Here is a 19,518-nt window from a genome sequence, read left to right on the forward strand (position 1 = left end):
AAGCCTGTCAGGCCTTCTTGCCGGCGGGCGTCCTCTCGACCCAGCGGATGCCCTCTTCGAGCGTTGGGACGATCTCGGTGCCGATCCGGCGCGCCAGGAGGTCGTCGAGGCGGTCCAGCGGACCGATCAGCGTGCGGCCACCGGCGCGGCCGACGCGGATCGCGGCGTCGATCTTCGGCTGCATGGAGCCCTCGGCGAACTTCATCGCCGCGACCGCGTCGACGGAAGCGGTGTGGATGTCGCGCTGCTCCGGGGTGCCCCAGTTCTCGCTGACGTAGTCGCCGTCGGTGAGCAGGATGAGGGTGTCGGCGCCGATGTCGGCTGCCAGGGCGGCCGAGGCGAGGTCCTTGTCGACCACCGCCTGGACGCCGACGTGACGCCCCTTCGAGTCCTCGCGCACCGGCACGCCGCCACCGCCGACGCACACGGCGAGGCTGCCGGCCTCGAGCAGGCGACGGATCAGCGGGGCCTGCACGATCGAGATCGGATTCGGGGAGGGGACGACGCGGCGGAAGGCGCTGCCGTCCTTGGCGATGGTCCAGCGGTACTCGGCAGCGGCCTCGGCGGCGTCGTGCGCGGAGTAGGTCGGGCCGATGAGCTTGGTGGGACGCGAGAAGGCCGGGTCGTTCTCGTCGACGACCGTGGTCGTGATGATGCCGGCGACCTCGCGCTCGCCGTTCAGCGCGTTCGAGAGCTCCTGCTGGACGACGTAGCCGATCATGCCCTGGGTCTCGGCACCGAGGATGTCCAGGGGGTACGCGGCGACGTCCTGGTAGGCCAGGTTCTGCAGGGCGAGCAGACCCACCTGCGGGCCGTTGCCGTGGGTGATGACGACCTCGTTGTCCCGGGCCAGGTTCGCCAGCGATTCGCACGTCGACTTCACGTTCGAGCGCAGGAACTCGGCGGTCATCGGCTCACCACGACGGGCGAGGGCGTTGCCCCCGAGGGCCACTACGACGCGCATGTTTACTCCTTCAGTAGAAGACTTTTGGTATTCCAAATTTAGGAATGGTATTCCATCCGTTTGAATGGTATACCTGGGGAGACACAAAGTGAAGACGGGCCGCATCGCACATCCACGAGACGACCGTCATGGAGAGAAGACGATGACCCCCGTCGCAATCCCGGTCGCCGTGACGGCGGCCAGTTGGGATGCTGCGCTTGAGGAGACGCTCTCATGCGCAGCAGAGCGCGCGTTCGCCGATGGCACGCGCGCCGCTGCGCTTTCCGCCGGCACCCCGGCTCACGTGCACTCGGTGCACCGCCGGGTGGTCAACGTCCTCATCGACGACGTCCTGGTCGCGCTGGCGAGCCTCGACATCGATGATGCGCCCGCCACGGTCCGGGTCCCCGTCGAGGACTGGCGACGGCTGGGCGTGACGCAGGACTCCCCCGTCGACGTCTCCGTGGATCGCATCGTGCTCGCGGCCGACGGCCACGACGTGGTCGTGTCCCTCACCGGCGCACGCGCCTGGACCGCCCCGGCATCCGATCTGGAGCGGCTCGGCGTCGACGAGCTCACAGCTGCCCTGGCCGTGCTCGAGGGATTCCGGGCGTCCGAGCCCGTCACGCCCTTCGGACATGCGGCGCAGGAGCTCCTGGTGACCCGAACAGCGCAGCTGCGCCGCGAGCTCCTCCACGGCGACGGGCGGGTCGTGCAGGCGGCCGCGAACTCGCTGATCGGACTGGGCGAGGGCCTCACCCCTTCCGGTGACGACATCCTCACCGGCTTGGTCTTCCTCGCCGCCCAGCCGGGAGCGCTGCTGAGCCGCCGCCTGCCGTCCCTCGCCGCCGCCATCCGCGACGGCCGGACCTCCACGGGCCTGCTCAGTCACGTCACCCTGTCGCACGCCGCCGAAGGCCGTGCGCGCCAGAGCCTGCACGAACTGGCCGGCTCCCTCGTCTCCGGTGATCTCGATCGCATGCGCTCCGTCGCCTCCGCGATCCTCGAGATCGGCCACACGTCCGGTGCGGACATCCTCACCGGCATCCGGCTCGCGCTCGACGTCGAGAGGTCGCTCCGCGCCTCCCGGAGCGCAGCCACCACCCCTCCGACGGAATCGAGGATCCCTCTTGACTGATTCAGCTGCAGGCACCGCCGCGGCGACCGCATCGGATGCCTCGGCATCCGACGAGTTCGAGCGCGAGCCGGTCCCGGAGAGCCACCGCAAGTCACTGTTCACGGTCTCGGCCGTCTGGTTCGGGTTCCCGATGATCCTGACCAACGCCGTCCCCGGCGGCCTGGTCGTCGCGATGCTCGGCTTCTGGCAGGGCGTCGGCGCGATCCTCGTCGCCAACGCGATCATGTTCGTCTACGTCAGCCTGCTCAGCTGGCGAGCCGGCCGCACCGGGAAGAGCTTCTCGCTGCAGGCGATCGAGACCTTCGGCACCGCGGGCTACGCGATCGCCTCCGGCTTCCTGTCCACGGTCGTCGTCGGCTGGTTCGCCTTCAACACGGGGGCGACCGGCGCGACCCTCAGCGAGGCGTTCGGCTGGAACGAGATGCTCGTCGCCGCCGTCGCCGGAATCGTGTTCATCGCCGTCACCTACCTCGGCATCCGCGCCCTGTCGGTGCTCGGCACCATCGCCGCCCCGCTGTTCATCATCGCCGTGATCGTCGCGGTGGTCATCGCCTCGCAGACCGCGGACTTCTCGGCGGTGCTGAGCTATGGCGGAGAGAAGGTGAACGACGCGATGACCTTCGGCGTGGCCGTCACCGCGATCATGGCGACCTTCGCCGATTCCGGCACCATGACTGCCGACTTCGCGCGCTGGGCACGCAACGGAAAGGAGGCCGTGCTGGCCACGGTCACCGCGTTCCCGATCGCGAGCCTGGTCGCCCAGCTCAGCGGCGGCGTCCTCGTCGCCGCCGGCGCGATCGCCCTGCCCGCCGTGAACGGCGGAAACTTCGCGCCCATCCTCACCGGCACGGGCAACCCCCTGCTGAACGTGTTCCTGCTGCTGTTCGTGGTGATCAACCTCGGATCCGTCTGCACGCACTGCCTGTACAACGGCGCCCTCGGCTGGTCGCACCTGACCCGGTCGAAGATGCGCGTGCTGACGCTGATCCTCGGCGTCATCGGCGTGATCGTCGCCGTGCTCGGCGCATGGCAGTACTTCGCCAACTGGCTCGCGCTGCTCGGCGTGCTCGTCCCGCCCCTGGGCGCCGTGCTGATCGCCGACCAGATCATCCTCGGCCGCCGCAACGCCGGTCGCCCGGAGCAGCGGTTCCGCGTCAGCGCCCTGATCGCGTGGGCCATCGGCGCCGGTTCCGCCCTGATCACGCATTTCTTCGCCCCGGCCCTCTCGGATGCCGTGGTCGGCCTGGTCGTGGGATGCCTCGCATACCTCGCCATGGAGCAGTTCACCCCCAAGAAGGAGATCACCCGATGACAGACGCAGACCAGCGCTATCTGGATGCCGCAGCCGCCGGCGACCTGGACGGCGTGCGCGCCGCCCTCGCCGACGGCGCGGACAAGAACGCCGTGGACTGGGAGGAGGCGACCGCGATCCTGCACGCGGCCCGGGGCGGGCACCTCGAGGTGGTGCGCGCGCTCATCGCGGAGGGCGTCGACATCGACGCCCAGGACCAGACCTGCTCCAACCCGTTCCTGCTCGGCTGCATCACCGACGACCTCGAGCTCGTGAAGATCATGGTCGAGGCGGGCGCCGACCTCACGCGCCTGACGCGCATGGGCGGCAACGGCCTGACGCCTGCGGCCGAGAAGGGCCACATCGAGGTCGTCCGCTACCTGCTGGAGAACACCGGCATCAACGTGAACCTCACGAACAACCTCGGCTGGACCGCGCTGATCGAGACCATCATCCTCGGCGACGGCGGCCCCGTCCGCCAGGAGATCGTGCGGCTGCTGCTCGCGCACCGCGCCAAGCCCGGCATGACCAACGAGTGGGGCGTGTCCCCGGCGGACCTCGCGCGCGAGCGCGGGTTCACCGAGATCGCCGCCATCCTCGACCAGGCGCACGCCTAAGACTCCCCGAAAGGACAACGATGACCAGGCACATCGAAATCAGGAAGAACACCTACCTCGACTCCGTCTCGCTCATGTCGATGAGCACCAAGGCGAACGCCGTCGAGGGCGTCACCCAGGCCCTGCTGGGCATGGCGACGCCGATGAACAAGGAGGTGGTCGCCAATGTCGGCGTCAACGACACCGCCGTCGACGAGGCCAGGCCCAGCGATCTGATGATCGTGATCGACGCGAGCGAGGACGCCATCGAGGCCGCCATCGCGGCCGTCAACGACATCCTGGCCCGCAAGGACAAGAAGGCCGGCGAGGCGCACGAGGTGCGCTACCGCACCCTGGACGGCGCCTTCGAGGAGAACCAGGACACCAACCTCGTCCTGATCTCGGTCAACGGCGCGTTCGCGGCGCGGGAGGCGCGCAAGGCTCTGAACGCCGGCAAGAGCGTCATGATCTTCTCCGACAACGTGTCCGTCGAGGACGAGCTGTCGCTGAAGAACCTGGCCCACGAGAAGGGCCTGATCGTCATGGGTCCCGACTGCGGCACGGCGATCATCAACGGCACCGGCCTGGCCTTCGCGAACGCAGTGCGCCGCGGCAGCATCGGCGTCGTCGGCGCCTCGGGCACCGGCAGCCAGGAGGTGTCCGTCCGCGTGCACGACTTCGGCGGCGGCATCTCGCAGCTGATCGGCACCGGCGGTCGCGACCTCAGCACCGACATCGGCGGCATCTCGATGATCGACGGCATCCGGGCCCTGGACGCCGACCCCGAGACCAAGGTCATCGTCCTCATCTCCAAGCCGCCGGCGGAGGAGGTCGCCGAGAAGGTCCTCGCCGTCGCCGGCGCAGCCTCGAAGCCCGTCTTCGTGACCTTCCTCGGTTCGGACCGCTCCGAGTCCGGCTACGACAACGTGACGATGATCACCGAGGGCACCAAGCCCCTCGCGATCGCCGCGGTCGTAGCATCCGGCATCGACGAGTCGACGCTGGACAAGCACCCGCTGAACATCCCGCTGATCGAGGAGGTGCGCGCCAAGCTCACCCCCGAGCAGAAGTACATCCGCGGCCTGTTCTGCGGTGGCACGCTGTGCGACGAGTCGATGTTCGCGGCCCTGGGCAAGTACGAGAACGTGTACTCCAACATCCAGAAGAACCCGGCGTACAGGATCGGCGCGATGGATGCCTCGAAGGAGCACACCTTCCTCGACATGGGCGACGACGACTTCACCAACGGCCGTCCGCACCCGATGATCGACCCGTCGCTGCGTCTGCAGCGCATCGTCCAGGAGGCGGACGACCCCGAGGTCGGCGTCATCGCCATGGACTTCGTGCTCGGCTTCGGATCGCACGAGGACCCGGTGGGCGTCACCATCCCGGCCATCACCGAGGCCAAGTCGAAGGCGGCCGCTCGCGGTCAGCACCTCGAGATCCTCGGCTACGTCCTCGGCACCGACCTGGACACCCCGGCTCTCGCCGAGCAGGTCGCCAAGCTCGAGGCCGCCGGCGTGACCATCGCCTCCTCCTCCACCAACCTCGGCCTGCTGGCCCGTGAATTCGTCGCGAAGGGTGACAACTGATGAGCGTCAACGACCTTTTCTCCTCCGATCTGAAGCCGGTGAACCTCGGCCTCGACATGTTCGCCGACGACCTGAAGACGCAGGGCGTCGAGCCGGTCCTGATGGACTGGACCCCGCCGGGCGGTGGCGACCCGGAGGTCATCGCCGCGCTGAGCCGGCTCGAGGACCCTGCGGTCGCTGAGAAGATCGACGCCGCCAACGAGGTCGCCCTCGAGCGCATCCTCTCCTCGCAGCCCTTCCTGGAGGGCTTCGGTCAGGCGATCGACACCGTGCCCGGGATGACCGCGAAGACCATCCTGCACGCCGGCCCGCCGATCGAGTTCACCCGGATGTCCGGCCCGATGAAGGGCGCCGTCACCGGCGCGCTCGTCTTCGAGGGCCTGGCGAAGGACGTCGACGAGGCGTTCGAGCTCGCGGCCTCGGGCGAGATCACCTTCTCGCCCTGCCACGAGCACCAGTCGGTCGGCTCGATGGCCGGCGTCACCAGCGCGAGCATGTGGGTGCACAAGGTCACCAACCGCACCCACGGCAACACCGCGTTCACCAACCTGTCGGAGCAGCTGTCGAAGATCCTGCGCTTCGGCGCGAACGACCAGTCGGTCATCGACCGCCTGAACTGGATGCGCGACGTGTTCGGTCCCGTGCTCGCCGGCGCCATGGCGCTGAACGAGGAGGGCCTGGACCTGCGTCTGATGCTCTCGCAGGCGCTGCACATGGGCGACGAGGCGCACAACCGCAACGTGGCCGGCACCACCCTGCTGATCCAGGCGCTGGCCCCGTACATCCTCGAGACCGACTTCACCACGAAGGAGAAGCGTGAGGTGTTCGACTTCGTCGCCTCGTCGGACTACTTCTCCGGCCCCACCTGGATGGTCGCGGCGAAGGCCTCGATGGACGCGGCGAACGGCATCGAGAACTCGACGATCGTCACCACCATGGCGCGCAACGGCGTCGACTTCGGCATCCGTGTCTCCGGCACCGGCGGGCAGTGGTTCACCGGCCCCGCGCAGGAGGTCATCGGCCCGATGTTCGCCGGCTACACCCGTGAGGACTCCGGTCTGGACATGGGCGACTCCGCCATCACCGAGACCTTCGGCATCGGCGGCTTCGCGATGGCCGCGGCCCCCGCGATCGTCGCCCTCGTCGGCGGCACCGTCGCCGAGGCCATGGGCTACTCGCGCACGATGAACGCGATCACGACGGGCAACAACCCGAACATCACCATCCCCGCGCTCGACTTCATGGGCGTCCCCAGCGGCATCGACGTGCGCAAGGTGATGGAGACCGGCATCCTGCCGATCATCAACACCGCCATCGCTCACAAGGAGCCGGGCATCGGCATGATCGGAGCGGGCATCACCCACCCGCCGGTCGAGGCCTTCCAGAAGGCGCTGCGCGCCCTTGCCGAGACGGTCAAGCCGTGACCGCCCCCGCGCCGGCATCCGTGTCCACCGCCGGCCAGCTGAAATGGTGGAAGAAGGGTGACATCGCGGCGTTCTTCGCGCTGTTCACCAACAACCTGACCAACATCATCACCTTCACCGCCCTGCTTACCATGGCGGGTCTCCCGGTGGACATGGTGGTCGGGCGCATCGCGCCGGCGTTCGGCCTGGCGATCCTGCTGACATCCTCGATGTACGTCTGGTTCGCCCGGCGGCTCGCCGCCAAGGAGGGTCGCGACGATGTCGTGGCCCTTCCCTCCGGTCCCAGCGCACCCTCGATCTTCACGGTGACCTTCCTGGTGATCCTGCCGGTCTACTCGACCACGCAGGATGCCGAGCTGGCCGTGGGCATCGGCCTCGTCTGGGGCTTCCTGGAGGGTCTGATCCTGTTCGTCGGCTCGTTCTTCGGCGACCTGCTGCGCCGGGCGGTCCCCCGTTCGGTGCTGCTGGCATGCCTCGCCGGCCTGGGGCTGCTTCTGCTGGCCATGAACCCGATGCTGCAGTCCTTCCAGTTCCCCGTCGTCGCGTTCGTCGTGCTGACGCTCGTGCTGATGAACTGGTTCGGTCGCTCCCCCTTCCTGGGCAAGGTGCCGACCGGTCTGCTGCTGCTGATCGTGGGCACGGCCGCCGCATGGGCGTTCGGCCTGCAGACGCCGGAGGCGGTCCAGGCCGCGCTGGTGCACGCGGGCTGGCACCCGCCGCAGGTGTCGATCACGAACTTCATCGACGGCGTCGCCCACGCGGGACCGTTCCTCGCCTCGGCCGTGCCGCTGGCGCTGGCGAACTACGTGTTCGACCTGGAGAACATCGAGGCGGCCGAGGCCGCCGGCGACCACTACAGCGCCCGTCCCGTGATGCTCGTCAACGGCGGCGCCACGATGGTCGGCGCACTGATGGGCAACCCGTACCCGGTCACCGTGTACATCGGGCACACCGCCTACAAGGAGATGGGCGCCGGCATCGGCTACACGATGCTGAACGGCATCACGATGTTCGCGGTGGGACTGTTCGGCATGAGCGCCCTGCTGCTGTCGGTGGTCCCGATGGCGGCGATCGCGCCGATCCTGATCTACATCGGAGTCGTCACCGCCGCGCAGTCGGTGCGCGAGACGCCGAAGGTGGAGCTGCCGGTGATCTTCATCGCGCTGTTCCCGTGGATCGCGAACTGGGCGAACAGCCTCATCAACAACACGCTGAAGGCGGCGGGCACGAACACGGCCGAGGTGGGAGCGGATGCTCTGAACCACGCAGGCACGTACTTCGCCGGCATCTCCACGCTCGGCAACGGCGCACCGCTGTCGTCGCTGCTGTGGGGCATGATCGCGATCTTCGCGATCCGCAACAAGCCCCTGCAGGGCGCGATCATCGGTGCGCTGGCGGGCGTCCTGTCGTTCTTCGGTGTCATCCACGCGCATGTCCCGGGCCTGCCCGAGAAGTTCGCGCTGTCCGACACCCACGTGATGTTCCTCGTCGCGTACCTGATGGTGGCGGTGCTGTTCCTGGCGAAGTGGATCCAGGACAGGATCACGAACGAGTCGGTCGTGTTCACCGCGAACGACGAGATCACGCTCAGCAACGCCGTCGCGCCGCCGCTGATCCAGTCCTCCAAGGGCTGAGTCACCACGGGAGGGGTACGGGAGCTCGCGCTCCCGTACCCCTCCGCGCGCGAGACGCGCTCCTGCACGGAGCACCACAGTCCGTGCGGATGAAGAAGGCCGGCCCCGCAGGGCCGGCCTTCTTCATCCGCGCAGGGCGCTCACTTCTTCCTCTTGCTCTGCGCGCGGCGCTGCTCGCGGTTCGCGGGAGCCGGCTGCTCCTCGGCATCCACCTGCTGGCCGAACGCACCGCGCTGAGCGGTGGCGGCGCGCTCGGTGGCGGCCTGCTGCACCTGGCCGCGCTCGTTGCGGACCTCGACATCGCCCGCGTCGTTGGGCGCCGAGTACTCCAGCTTCTGCTCGGGCTGCTGGTCGACCAGCCCCTTCGCCTCCACCTCGGTCTGGTCGGCGCCGGCACGGCGCACCTCGACCTCGAGGTTGTAGAGGTAGCCGACCGACTCCTCCTTGATCTGCCCCATCATGGACTGGAACATCGCGTAGCCCTCGCGCTGGTACTCGATCAGCGGATCGCGCTGCGCCATCGCGCGCAGGCCGATGCCGTCCTTCAGGTAGTCCATCTCGTACAGGTGGTCGCGCCAGCGGCGGTCGAGCACCTGCAGCACCACACGGCGCTCGAGCTCGCGGGTGGCCGCCTCGCCGAGCGCCTGCTCGCGCTTCTCATAGGCGATCAGCGCGTCCGAGAGCAGCTCGCGCTTGAGCCCCTCGGCGGAGATGCCGCCCTTGCGTCCGCCGGCCTCGGCGACGACCTCGTCGATCGTGACGTTCATCGGGTACAGCGTCTTCAGCTCGGTCCAGAGCGCGTCGAAGTCCCAGCTCTCGTTGTGACCCTCGCCGGTGTGGTCGTCGACCACGCCGCCGATGGCGTCCTCGATGAAGTGCTTCACGCGGTCGGCGATGTCGTCGCCGTGCAGGATCTGCCGACGGTCGGCGTAGATCGCCTCGCGCTGGCGGTTCAGGACGTCGTCGTACTTGAGCACGTTCTTGCGCATCTCGGCGTTGCGGGCCTCGACCTGCGACTGGGCGCTGCGGATGGCGCGGCTGACCAGGCCCGACTCGATCGGGACGTCGTCCGGGAAGTTGGTGCGCGCGAGGATCGCCTCGGCGGCCCCCGACTGGAACAGGCGCATGAGGTCGTCGGTCAGGCTCAGGTAGAAGCGGCTCTCACCGGGGTCACCCTGTCGGCCCGAGCGGCCGCGCAGCTGGTTGTCGATGCGGCGCGATTCGTGACGCTCGGTGCCGAGCACGTACAGGCCACCGGCCTCCGTCACCTTGACCGAGTCCTCGGCGACCTTCTTCTTCATGGCCTCGTAGGTCTCGTCCCACGCGGCCTCGTACTCCTCCGGAGTCTCCTCGGGATCCAGGCCCTTGGCCTTGAGCTCCTGGACGGCGAGGAACTCCGCGTTGCCGCCGAGCATGATGTCGGTGCCTCGACCGGCCATGTTCGTGGCGACCGTGACGGCACCGAGCTTTCCGGCGAGGGCAACGATCTCGGCCTCGCGTGCGTGGTTCTTGGCGTTGAGCACCTCGTGCTTGACGCCCCTCTTCGCCAGCAGGCGGGAGAGGTACTCGCTCTTCTCGACGCTGACGGTTCCGACCAGCACCGGCTGCCCCGTGGCGTGGCGCTCGGCGATGTCCTCGACGACCTGCGCGAACTTGGCCTGCTCGTTCTTGTAGACGAGGTCCGGCTGGTCCTTGCGGATCATCGGCTTGTTCGTCGGGATCGGGACCACGCCCAGCTTGTACGTGGACATGAACTCGGCCGCCTCGGTCTCGGCGGTACCGGTCATACCGGCGAGCTTGTCGTACAGGCGGAAGTAGTTCTGCAGGGTGACGGTCGCGAGGGTCTGGTTCTCGGCCTTGACCGGCACCCCCTCCTTGGCCTCGATGGCCTGGTGGATGCCCTCGTTGTAACGGCGTCCGACCAGGATGCGACCGGTGTGCTCGTCGACGATCATCACCTCGTCGTTCATGACGACGTAGTCGGTATCGCGCTTGAACAGCGAGATCGCCTTGATCGAGTTGTTCAGGAAGGAGATCAGCGGGGTGTTCGCCGACTCGTAGAGGTTGTCGATGCCGAGGTAGTCCTCGACCTTCTCGATGCCGGGCTCGAGCACGCCGACCGTGCGCTTCTTCTCGTCGACCTCGTAGTCCACGCCCGGCTCGAGCGTGCGCGCGATCTTCGCGAACTCGGTGAACCAGCGGTTCGCCTCGCCGGAGGAAGGGCCGGAGATGATCAGCGGCGTGCGGGCCTCGTCGATGAGGATCGAGTCGACCTCGTCGACGATCGCGAAGAAGTGCTCGCGCTGGACGAGGTCCTCCTTGCGCCAGGCCATGTTGTCGCGCAGGTAGTCGAAGCCGAACTCGTTGTTCGTGCCGTAGGTGATGTCCGCCGCGTACTGCTGGCGGCGCACGTCGGGAGTCTGACCGGAGATGATCGTGCCGGTGGTCATGCCGAGGGCGCGGTGCACACGCCCCATCAGCTCGGACTGGTACGACGCCAGGAAGTCGTTGACCGTGATGACGTGCACACCCTTGCCCGCGATGGCGTTGAGGTAGGACGGGAAGGCCGCGACGAGCGTCTTGCCCTCACCGGTCTTCATCTCGGCGATGTTGCCGTTGTGCAGGGCGGCGCCGCCCATGATCTGCACGTCGTAGGCGCGCATGCCGAGGGTGCGGCGCGCGGCCTCGCGGACGGCGGCGAACGCCTCCGGCAGGAGCTGGTCGAGGGTCTCGCCCTTCTCGTAGCGTGCCCGCAGCTCGGCGGTCTCGCCGCGCAGCTCCTCATCGGTGAGCTTCTCGAAGTCGTCCTCCAGCGCGTTCACGGCCTTGACGGTCTGCTTGAGCCTGCGAAGGATGCGTCCTTCGCCGGCGCGCAGCATCTTCTCGAGAGGATTCGCCACGGATGTCTCCCTTGGATCTCGGGTGCCGGCAAGGGTCGTCGCCGGGCATACCGTGTCATGTTACCGGCCCGTGACATGCATCCGCTGTGCGCTGCGGGGCCGGCCGGCCACGCTGAGCGCGAACAGGACACGCGGATCACGCCGTCGCCGCGACGTTTCCGGGCATGCATATACTCGGCAATGCAATACCGGGAGATGATCGGAGACCGCATGTCCGTCCGCCAGAGCCTGCTCGCCATCCTCGATCAGGGTCCGTGCTACGGATACCAGCTGCGCGCCGAATTCGACCGCCGCACCGGATCGACCTGGCCGCTCAACGTCGGCCAGATCTACAACACCCTCGAACGGCTGGCGCGGGACGGCCTGGTGCGGAAGGGCGACGTCGACGACCAGGGGCACGTCTACTACGCGATCACGGATGCCGGTCGCGGCGAGGTGCGGAACTGGCTGGACTCCCCCGTCCCGCAGCAGGCCGGCACGCGCGATGAGCTGCCGATCAAGCTCGCACTGGCGGCGACCCTCCCCGGCGTGGACGTCGCGTCCGTGATGCGCCGCCAGCGCGAGGCGTCGCTCGCGGCGCTCGAGGAGCTGCGCGCGGCCCGACCGCTGAGCACGTCCGGCGGCGAGGACCTGGCCGCGACTCTCGTCGCCGACGCACTCATCTTCCGCGCCGAGGCGGAGGTGCGGTGGCTCGACCATGTGGCGTCGCAGCTGCCGCCCGGCTCGTCGCGCGCCCGCGAGCTGCCGCTCAGCGCGCAGACCCCCCGGAGAGGGCGGCCACCGCGCGCCGAGGACGCCGCCTAGCGACGCGCGGGCGGGCGGGTGTTCGCCGAAGGCGCATCGGATGCACAGCACCCGCATCACACGAGGCTCGTAGGATCGGTTCATGGCCGGATTCTGGGGCAGACGTAGACGTGAAGAGGAAGCGCTCGCAGCGCAGGACGCGGATCTCGCGCGCCGTGCCGAGCAGGCGCTGGTGGCCGCGGACGAGCGCATCCGCACCACGTCCGACGAACTGGCGTTCGCGCAGGCGGAGCTCGGCGACTCCCTGACTGCGGACCTGAAGGCGGCCCTGGATGCCGTGCGCCTGCACCTGCGCGAGGCGTTTCAGCTGCATCAGCTGAACCACGACGAGATCCCGGACACGGTCGAGGAGCTGCGCACCCGCAACGCGCGGATCGCGCAGCTGTGCGAATGGGCGGAGTCCCTGCTCGACGAGAAGACCGGCACGCTGGCCGAGACCATCGCCAAGGTGCGTCGCGCGCCTGAGGTGACGGCGCAGGTGCGCCGGGACGCCGAGGCGCTCGGGGCCCGCATCCCGCAGGCCCGCGACACGATCGCGCGGCTGTCGTCGCGGTACTCCGAGACGGCCATGCGACGCATCGCGTCGTCGGGCGACGAGGCCGAGCAGCTCATCGCGTTCGCCACCCACGGAGCCGATGTCTCCGAGCGACGCCGGGCCGCCAAGCAGAACGAGGAGGCCAACCTCGCCCTCGAGACCGCCACGGAGGCGGTGCGCCGCGCCGGTGCGATGCTCGACGCGGTCGAGGACTTCGAGATCCAGGCCCTGCGCGCGGAGTCGACGCTCGCGAACGTGGTCGCCGACTCGCGCGGCGACATCGTCGCGGCGCGCAACGCACCGCAGACGCCCGAGGTCACCGCAGCCGCAGCCGCCCTCGAAGCGGCTCTGGGCGCGCTGGCCCCGACCGGCACCCCGAACGACCCGTTCGCCGAGCTCACGCAGCTGCGGGCGGCGAACAGCGCACTGGACGACGCGATCGCCAAGGCGCAGTACCGGATGCAGCATCCGCTCCCTTCCGTCGAGCAGGTGCAGCACGCGCTCGACGACGCCGACCGCCAGCTGGGAGTCGCCCGCGGCCTGATCGCCGGTCACCGCGGCTGGATCGGGGCGGACGCCCGCACCCGCCTCGCCGAGGCGGAACGGCTGCGCGTCGACGTGCCCGGCATGATCTCCGCGGAGGACACCCGCGAGCAGGCGCTCTCGTCCGCGCGCCGCGTCGCGCAGCTGGCATCCGAGGCACTGCAGCTGGCCCAGCGCGACATCGACTCCTCCCGCCCGCAGCAGCAGCCGTGGGGCGGCGACGGCTGGGGCGGCGGCGGACGCCGCGGAGGGGGCGGCGGCGACATCGTCAGCGGCGTGCTCGGCGGCCTGGTGATCGGCAGCATCCTGGACGGCATCTTCGACTGATCGACCACACGACAGAGGCGCCCTCCCCGATCGGGGAGGGCGCCTCTTCGTGTCAGTCGGTCAGGATGCCAGCGCTTCCGCGGGCGGCGCGGCCGTGGTCAGGGAGATCACGCCGTAGTCCCAGCCCTTGCGGCGGTAGACCACGCTCGGGTGATCGGTGCGGGCGTCGACGAAGAGGAAGAAGTCGTGCCCGACCAGTTCCATCCGGTCGACGGCCTCCTCCACGGTCATCCATTCGGCGTCGAAGTTCTTCGTGCGGATGACGACGGGCGAGTACGTCTCCTCCTCGTCCTCCACGACCGGGATGGCCCCGGTCGCGACAGCCGTGAGCACATCCACGGAGGCCGGCTGCACGTCGATGCCGGCGAGCGATCCGCTGCCCTTCTCGAAGTGGGCGCCTCGGGCCTGGTTGCGGCCGTCGATCCTCTTCTCCTTGGCGCGCCGGAGCTGCTCCGCGAGCTTGTCCAGCGCCATGTCCAGCGCGGTGAACTTGTCCGCGTCGACAGCCTCCGCCCGGATGACCGGTCCCTTCCCGAGGAGCGTGAGCTCCACCGTCTCATCAGGCACGCGACCGTTGCGATAGGCCCGATGGGTGACCTTGATCTCGAGCCGGAGAGCTCGCGGCGCGAGCGTCTGAATACGCGCCGTCTTCTCCTCGACAACCGTGCGGAACCGGTCGGAGATGCTCACTCCGACGCCGACGATGCTCGTTTCCATCACTGCCTCCTTGTCCCGGTCCTCCCGGCCAAGGGCGGACCGTGGTCGCCTTGTGAACCCCTACGCTAGTCCCCGCGCCCGGACATGTCACTATCCGTTCACCTGGATTTTCCGTGTGTCGTGACGTCCGGGCGTGGCGGCCAGCGCGACCGCGCACAGGGGCCGGTATCCGGCTGCGCGAAGCGCCCGCGCTGCCTCGTCCAGGGTCGCGCCCGTCGTGACCACGTCGTCGACGATCACGACCTCGCGACCCGCTCCGGGAGCACCCGCGACCCGCATGCTGCCCGCGACGTTGCGAGCCCGCTCCTCCCGGTTCAGGTCGCGCTGGTCCCGCGTGCGGCGGGCCGTGCGCAGCATCCGCTCTCCTCGGCCGCCGGCTCGCCGGATCAGCAGCTCCGGCACGCGGTAGCCGCGGCGCCGGAACGCCGCGCGGCTCGTCGGCACGGGGACGAGAAGGGCACTCCGCGGCGCATGCGCGGCCAGGGTGACCGACAGCGCACTCCCCAGCGGGTCGGCCAGCGCGGTCGCCCCCTCCTCCTTGACACGGCGGATGCATCGGGCCGGCACGCCCTCGTACCTCAGCGCCGCGTGCACGACGAGACCGCCGGGCGTGCTCAGATCGAGCGGGTCGGGGATCAGCATCCGCCGGCACTCGTCGCACAGCAGCTCCCCCGTGCGATCGCAGCCGGGGCATGCGGCCGCCAGCAGCAGCGCCAGCAGCTCCTCGGCGATCCGTCGCGCGCGTCCGTGACCCATTCGACGATCCTGGCCCGCCCGTGCCACGCACGGGCGCCGGTTCACGGCATCCGTGCACAAGTCCCGCAGGCCGCGTGATGTGCAGGAGCAGTCGGAGCTCAGTACCCGGCGCGGGTCCCGAGCACGCGGATGCCCTCGATGGACACCTGCCACGACGATCCGCGCTGCGCGTAGACGGAGCCGTCCGAGCCGAGCACGCGCAGGCCTGTCGTGGCCTTGGCCCCGGCGAGCGTCGCCGCGGCATCCGGCGGCGCGGTCGCGACGGAGGGACCGCCCACCGGGTACATCGTCAACGCCGGATCCGGCGTGCTGGTGAGCACAGCGAGGGTGTCCGAACCGACCCATCCCAGCCCGAGCGTCGGGCCCGGAAGACGGCTCACCACGTGCGGCGGACCGAGCTCGGTGGGCTCAGAAGACTTGCCGCGCAGCACCGCGGCCACGACCAGCTGACGCTGTCCCGCCTGCGTCGCGACCGCGGCGACGCGGGCGCCGTCGGCCGAGACCCGGAGCTGGCTGATGGAGTCGTAGCCCGGCCAGGCCTTCGCGATCTGATGCGACGGCGGACCCTGCGCGCCCCACGCCTGCAGTTCACCCGGCGCGCCGCGCGGGACGGTCCAGGTGAACCCGAACGGGTCCAGGGACGGTTCGATCAGGTCGGCGCGCGCGTCGAGCTTCGTGGAGTTCCCGTCCGCCAGGGCCCACACGGTGCCGTCCTGCATCTGCACGGCCGCGAGGGTCGCATCCAGCGACACGTCCACGGCGCGGATCGGGGCCGTGATCTTCGCGATCTGAGCCGTCAGCCCGCCGACCGGCTCGATCGTTTCGCCCGACACGGCGCGTCCGAACGTCTCGGCGTTCTGCACGAGCACCCCGGCCTCCTGGATGTTCTCGTCCAGGGGGACGGTGCCGGCCTCCAGCGGCGCGCCGTCGACGGTGAAGCGCACTTCGGCGACGCCGGCGCCGGACAGGCTCCCCTCCAGCTGGGTGCGCATGCGGGCGAGATCGGATGCCGACGCCGACAGCGCGCTGCGTGAGAGCGCGACCGTCGCCACCTGCGAGGAGTCGACGGTCACGGCGTCGCCGGCGAGAGTGATGTCCTCGGTGAAGGCGTTGTGCACCGCGGGCGCCAGCCAGTCGCTGGGCTTGCCCGAGATCAGCGCCCGTGCCACGGACGTCGCCATGGCCGTGCGCCGCGGGAACCAGCGCACATCGGGGACGAGGTGCGACCAGCTCGTGTCGAAGTACTTCAGCGCGTACTTCTGATAGACCTGTCCGAACGTCTCGGCATCCAGCACGATCCCGTCGGCGGCCTTGGCGATCCTCCACTCCCCCTTGACGCGCTTGAGCTGATAGGTGGCCTTGCCCAGTCCGGACTCCGCGTTGTACGCGCCCGAGGCATCGACGTTCGCCACCTGCTCGAACTGGGCGTGCACCTCCGCGGTCTTGGCGGACTTGTCATCGGAGTCGACTGAGGACTGGAACTTCCGCTGCAGCACGGACTCGTCGATCGTCACGAGAGTGCCCGGCTTCCACGTCGGCCGGAAGTCGTCGGTGAGGAACTCCTGCGCGATCTCCCAGTTGTCCGCCGGGGTCATCGACGCCTCCAGGAAGCCCTTCACGATGCCCTCCGGGCTGTCGCCCGGCTTGGGTCCGGACGCGATCGGGGTGTAGATCAGCGTGTCCTCCTCGCCCCCGATCGCGAGGCCGGGATTCGGCGGTCCCGAAGTGGGCAGACCCGTGCAGCCGGCGAGCAGCAGGCCGACGACGGCGACGGCGAGAAGACGGATGCCGCGGATGCGCCTCATGAGCGATCGCCCCCTTCCGGGTCGGAGCGGCGCACGACGATCGGCTGCGTGACGCTGCCGAGGTCGGCGAGGGTCTCCGGCGGTTCGAGCGGGATCGGCCCCTGACCGGTGGCCTCGCCGCCGGCGCGCGGGATCGTGAGCACGAAGTTGCTGCCCACGCCGAGCTCGGACCACACCTGCAGAGTGCCGCCGTGCAGCCTGGCGTCGCCCAGCGCGATCGAGAGCCCGAGCCCCGTCCCGCCGATGGTGCGCTTGCGCGAGGGGTCGGCACGCCAGAATCGGTCGAACACGTGCTCGGCGTCCTCGGGGCGCATGCCCATCCCGAAGTCCCGCACGCCCACGGCGACGGCATGCTGATTGCTGTCGACCGTGACCACCACCGGCTGCCCCTCCCCGTGCTCGATCGCGTTGCCGATGAGGTTGCGGAGCACCCGGCGCATCCGGCGCGGGTCCATGTCGACGGGCGAGTACCCGCCGGGGGCCACCATCCGCAGCTCGATGCCGTGCGTCTCCGCCAGCGGCCTCATCTGCTCGACCAGCTCCTCGGCCAGCTGCGCGAGGCTGGTCGCCTCGACCTCGAGCTGCACGGATCCGGCGTCGTAGCGGCTGATCTCCAGCAGGTCCGAGAGCAGCGTCTCGAAGCGCTGCACCTGGGTGTGCAGCAGCTCGGCCGTCCGGGCGGTGGTCGGGTCGAACTGGTCCTTCTGATCGTTGATCATCTCGGCGGCGAGCCGGATGGTCGTGAGCGGCGTGCGCAGCTCGTGCGATACGTCCGAGACGAAGCGCTGCTGCACGAGCGAGAGCTCGGCGAGCTCCTTGATCTGCGCCTCGATGCTGTCGGCCATGGCGTTGAAGGAGTGCCCGAGGCTGGCCAGCTCGTCGGCGCCGTGCACGCGCAGCCGCACGCCGAGGTCTCCCGACGCGAGCCTCGCGCTGGTCTCCGCGGCCTCGATGATCGGCACCGACACGGACCTGAGCACCAGCCAGAGGATGCCCGCGATCAGCGTGACCAGCGCGAGCCCGGCGAGCCACAGGGTGCGCTGCACGAACTGCAGGGTCTCGTCGGTGTCGGCGAGGTCGTACGCGATGTAGACCTCGTAGCGCGCGACACCCCTGATCTCGAGGATCTGGCCCACGACGATCCCCGCCGAGTCCGGAGCGTCGCTGTGGGAGAGCGCGATGGACTGCCACGCCTGCCGGGCCGGAACATCCTTCACCCGGGTGAGCAGCTCGCCACTGAGCTGCGCGGGGCTGAACTGCTGGCTGTTGAAGCCCGGCGGGATGTAGCCGTCGCCGAGCGGCTCGGACACCACGCCCACGATGAGCTTCGACGATGCCGCACGGCCGAGCTCGTTCTGCGCCTGACGCCACAGGCTGGACAGGGTGGCGCGGTCGTCGCCCGCCACACCGGACTCGAGCACACGCTGCGCCTGCGCCACGGCGGCGCGCGAGTTGTGCAGCGCCTCGTCCTTGCGCGCTTCGAAGAGGTCGTTGCGGATGACCAGCCCCATGATGACGCAGGTGACGAGGATCGTCAGCGCCGTGGCCACCAGTGTGATGACGGTGGCGCGGAACCGCATCGAGTGTCGCCATTCGGCGATCACTGCCCCGGGCCAGCTGCGCGGGGACCGCCAGTCCACGGCCTGCACCCGCGTCGCGGTCGTCGCGATCACGGGATCTCCTAGCTGACGCTCCCGGCGCGGTACCCGACGCCGCGCACGGTCATGACGATGCGCGGGTTGTCCGGGTCGAGCTCGACCTTCGCACGCAGCCGCTGCACGTGCACGTTCACCAGGCGGGTGTCGGCCTTGTAGTGGTAGCCCCAGACCTGCTCGAGCAGCATCTCGCGGGAGAAGACCTGCTGCGGCTTGGAGGCCAGTGCGACCAGCAGCTGGAACTCCAGCGGCGTCAGCGCGATCGGCGTGGATCCGCGGCGCACTTCGTGGGCGTCGACGTCGACGGTGAGGTCGCCCACGCGCAGCACCTCGGCGGTCGCCTGCGGAGCGGGGCGGAGGCGGGTGCGGATGCGGGCGACGAGCTCCTTCGGGTTGAAGGGCTTGACCATGTAGTCGTCGGCGCCCACCTCGAGCCCTCGGACGACGTCGGCAGTGTCGGTGCGCGCGGTGAGCATGATGATCGGCACGCCGGACTCGGCACGGATGCGGGTGCAGATCTCGATGCCGTCCATGCCGGGGAGCATGAGATCCAGCAGCACGAGGTCCGGACGCGAACTCCGCCACTCGTCCACGGCCTGCGCCCCGTCGGCGCAGAACAGCACGTCGAATCCCTCGGTGCGCAGCACGATCCCGATCATCTCGGCGAGCGCCGTGTCATCGTCCACCACGAGGATCCGTGAGGTCATCTTCTGCCCAGCCTCATCTTTCTCTGCGAAGCAGCGCGTCGATTCCCCTGCCGCGCGCGACTCGGATCAGCCTACTTGAGAAACCGGGTCTCGTACCGGAGTGGATCGCGTGCCCGCGCAATCCACGCGCCCTGTGCCACGATGGACATGC

Annotated in this window: 15 protein-coding genes; 8 read left to right on the forward strand and 7 right to left on the reverse strand. The window is 69.4% G+C overall.

Features of this window, described 5'->3' with window-relative positions:
* Positions 1-7: 7 nt before the first annotated feature.
* Positions 8-964 (reverse strand): carbamate kinase, encoded by a 957-nt coding sequence (locus tag ACTJJ4_RS04845; protein ID WP_440942246.1) that lies wholly within the window; start codon positions 962-964, stop codon positions 8-10.
* A gap of 142 nt (positions 965-1,106) precedes the next feature.
* On the opposite strand from ACTJJ4_RS04845, the gene ACTJJ4_RS04850 reads away from it, so the two are divergent.
* From ACTJJ4_RS04850 to ACTJJ4_RS04875, 6 genes are read left to right on the forward strand one after another with little or no spacing between them, the layout of a single operon-like run.
* Positions 1,107-2,081 (forward strand): DUF2877 domain-containing protein, encoded by a 975-nt coding sequence (locus ACTJJ4_RS04850; RefSeq protein ID WP_440942247.1) that lies wholly within the window; start codon positions 1,107-1,109, stop codon positions 2,079-2,081.
* Positions 2,074-3,393, forward strand: a complete 1,320-nt coding sequence (locus ACTJJ4_RS04855; protein ID WP_440942248.1) for a purine-cytosine permease family protein — start codon at positions 2,074-2,076, stop codon at positions 3,391-3,393. Before ACTJJ4_RS04850 ends, ACTJJ4_RS04855 begins: the two co-directional genes overlap by 8 nt.
* Positions 3,390-3,989, forward strand: a complete 600-nt coding sequence (locus ACTJJ4_RS04860) for an ankyrin repeat domain-containing protein (RefSeq protein ID WP_440942249.1) — start codon at positions 3,390-3,392, stop codon at positions 3,987-3,989. The genes ACTJJ4_RS04855 and ACTJJ4_RS04860 overlap by 4 nt, the downstream gene beginning before the upstream one ends.
* Positions 3,990-4,009: 20 nt before the next feature.
* Positions 4,010-5,560 carry an acyl-CoA synthetase FdrA gene (gene fdrA, locus ACTJJ4_RS04865; RefSeq protein ID WP_440942250.1) on the forward strand — a complete coding sequence of 517 codons (1,551 nt, stop codon included), beginning with the start codon at positions 4,010-4,012 and terminating at the stop codon, positions 5,558-5,560.
* Positions 5,560-6,984 carry a DUF1116 domain-containing protein gene (locus ACTJJ4_RS04870; RefSeq protein WP_440942251.1) on the forward strand — a complete coding sequence of 475 codons (1,425 nt, stop codon included), beginning with the start codon at positions 5,560-5,562 and terminating at the stop codon, positions 6,982-6,984. Before fdrA ends, ACTJJ4_RS04870 begins: the two co-directional genes overlap by 1 nt.
* A complete protein-coding gene (locus ACTJJ4_RS04875) occupies positions 6,981-8,618 on the forward strand; it encodes a hypothetical protein (RefSeq protein ID WP_440942252.1) in 1,638 nt (545 codons plus the stop codon). The genes ACTJJ4_RS04870 and ACTJJ4_RS04875 overlap by 4 nt, the downstream gene beginning before the upstream one ends.
* 140 nt (positions 8,619-8,758) lie before the next feature.
* Here the strand turns inward: ACTJJ4_RS04875 and secA are convergent, their stop codons facing one another.
* Positions 8,759-11,518, reverse strand: a complete 2,760-nt coding sequence (gene secA / locus ACTJJ4_RS04880) for a preprotein translocase subunit SecA (RefSeq protein WP_440942253.1) — start codon at positions 11,516-11,518, stop codon at positions 8,759-8,761.
* Between the two features lie 210 nt (positions 11,519-11,728).
* On the opposite strand from secA, the gene ACTJJ4_RS04885 reads away from it, so the two are divergent.
* Together ACTJJ4_RS04885 and ACTJJ4_RS04890 are read left to right on the forward strand one after the other, a co-directional pair.
* The gene (locus tag ACTJJ4_RS04885) at positions 11,729-12,322 is read left to right on the forward strand and encodes a PadR family transcriptional regulator (protein ID WP_440942254.1); all 594 of its coding nucleotides are present in this window, start codon (positions 11,729-11,731) and stop codon (positions 12,320-12,322) included.
* Positions 12,323-12,404: 82 nt separating this feature from the next.
* A complete protein-coding gene (locus ACTJJ4_RS04890; protein ID WP_440942255.1) occupies positions 12,405-13,727 on the forward strand; it encodes a hypothetical protein in 1,323 nt (440 codons plus the stop codon).
* Positions 13,728-13,787: 60 nt separating this feature from the next.
* Here the strand turns inward: ACTJJ4_RS04890 and hpf are convergent, their stop codons facing one another.
* The 5 genes from hpf to mtrA all read right to left on the reverse strand — a co-directional run bounded on the left by hpf (position 13,788) and on the right by mtrA (position 19,367).
* Entirely contained in the window at positions 13,788-14,444 is a 657-nt protein-coding gene (hpf, locus tag ACTJJ4_RS04895) for a ribosome hibernation-promoting factor, HPF/YfiA family (RefSeq protein ID WP_292701901.1), read from the reverse strand.
* A 90-nt stretch (positions 14,445-14,534) separates the two neighbouring features.
* Entirely contained in the window at positions 14,535-15,200 is a 666-nt protein-coding gene (locus ACTJJ4_RS04900; RefSeq protein ID WP_440942256.1) for a ComF family protein, read from the reverse strand.
* A 98-nt stretch (positions 15,201-15,298) separates the two neighbouring features.
* Positions 15,299-17,005, reverse strand: a complete 1,707-nt coding sequence (locus ACTJJ4_RS04905; RefSeq protein ID WP_440942257.1) for an LpqB family beta-propeller domain-containing protein — start codon at positions 17,003-17,005, stop codon at positions 15,299-15,301.
* Positions 17,002-18,678 carry an MtrAB system histidine kinase MtrB gene (gene mtrB, locus ACTJJ4_RS04910; protein ID WP_440942258.1) on the reverse strand — a complete coding sequence of 559 codons (1,677 nt, stop codon included), beginning with the start codon at positions 18,676-18,678 and terminating at the stop codon, positions 17,002-17,004. Before mtrB ends, ACTJJ4_RS04905 begins: the two co-directional genes overlap by 4 nt.
* 8 nt (positions 18,679-18,686) lie before the next feature.
* Entirely contained in the window at positions 18,687-19,367 is a 681-nt protein-coding gene (gene mtrA, locus ACTJJ4_RS04915; RefSeq protein ID WP_440942259.1) for an MtrAB system response regulator MtrA, read from the reverse strand.
* Positions 19,368-19,518: the final 151 nt, after the last annotated feature.

This window comes from Microbacterium sp. 22195, from assembly GCF_052056515.1.
Taxonomy (GTDB): Bacteria; Actinomycetota; Actinomycetes; order Actinomycetales; family Microbacteriaceae; genus Microbacterium.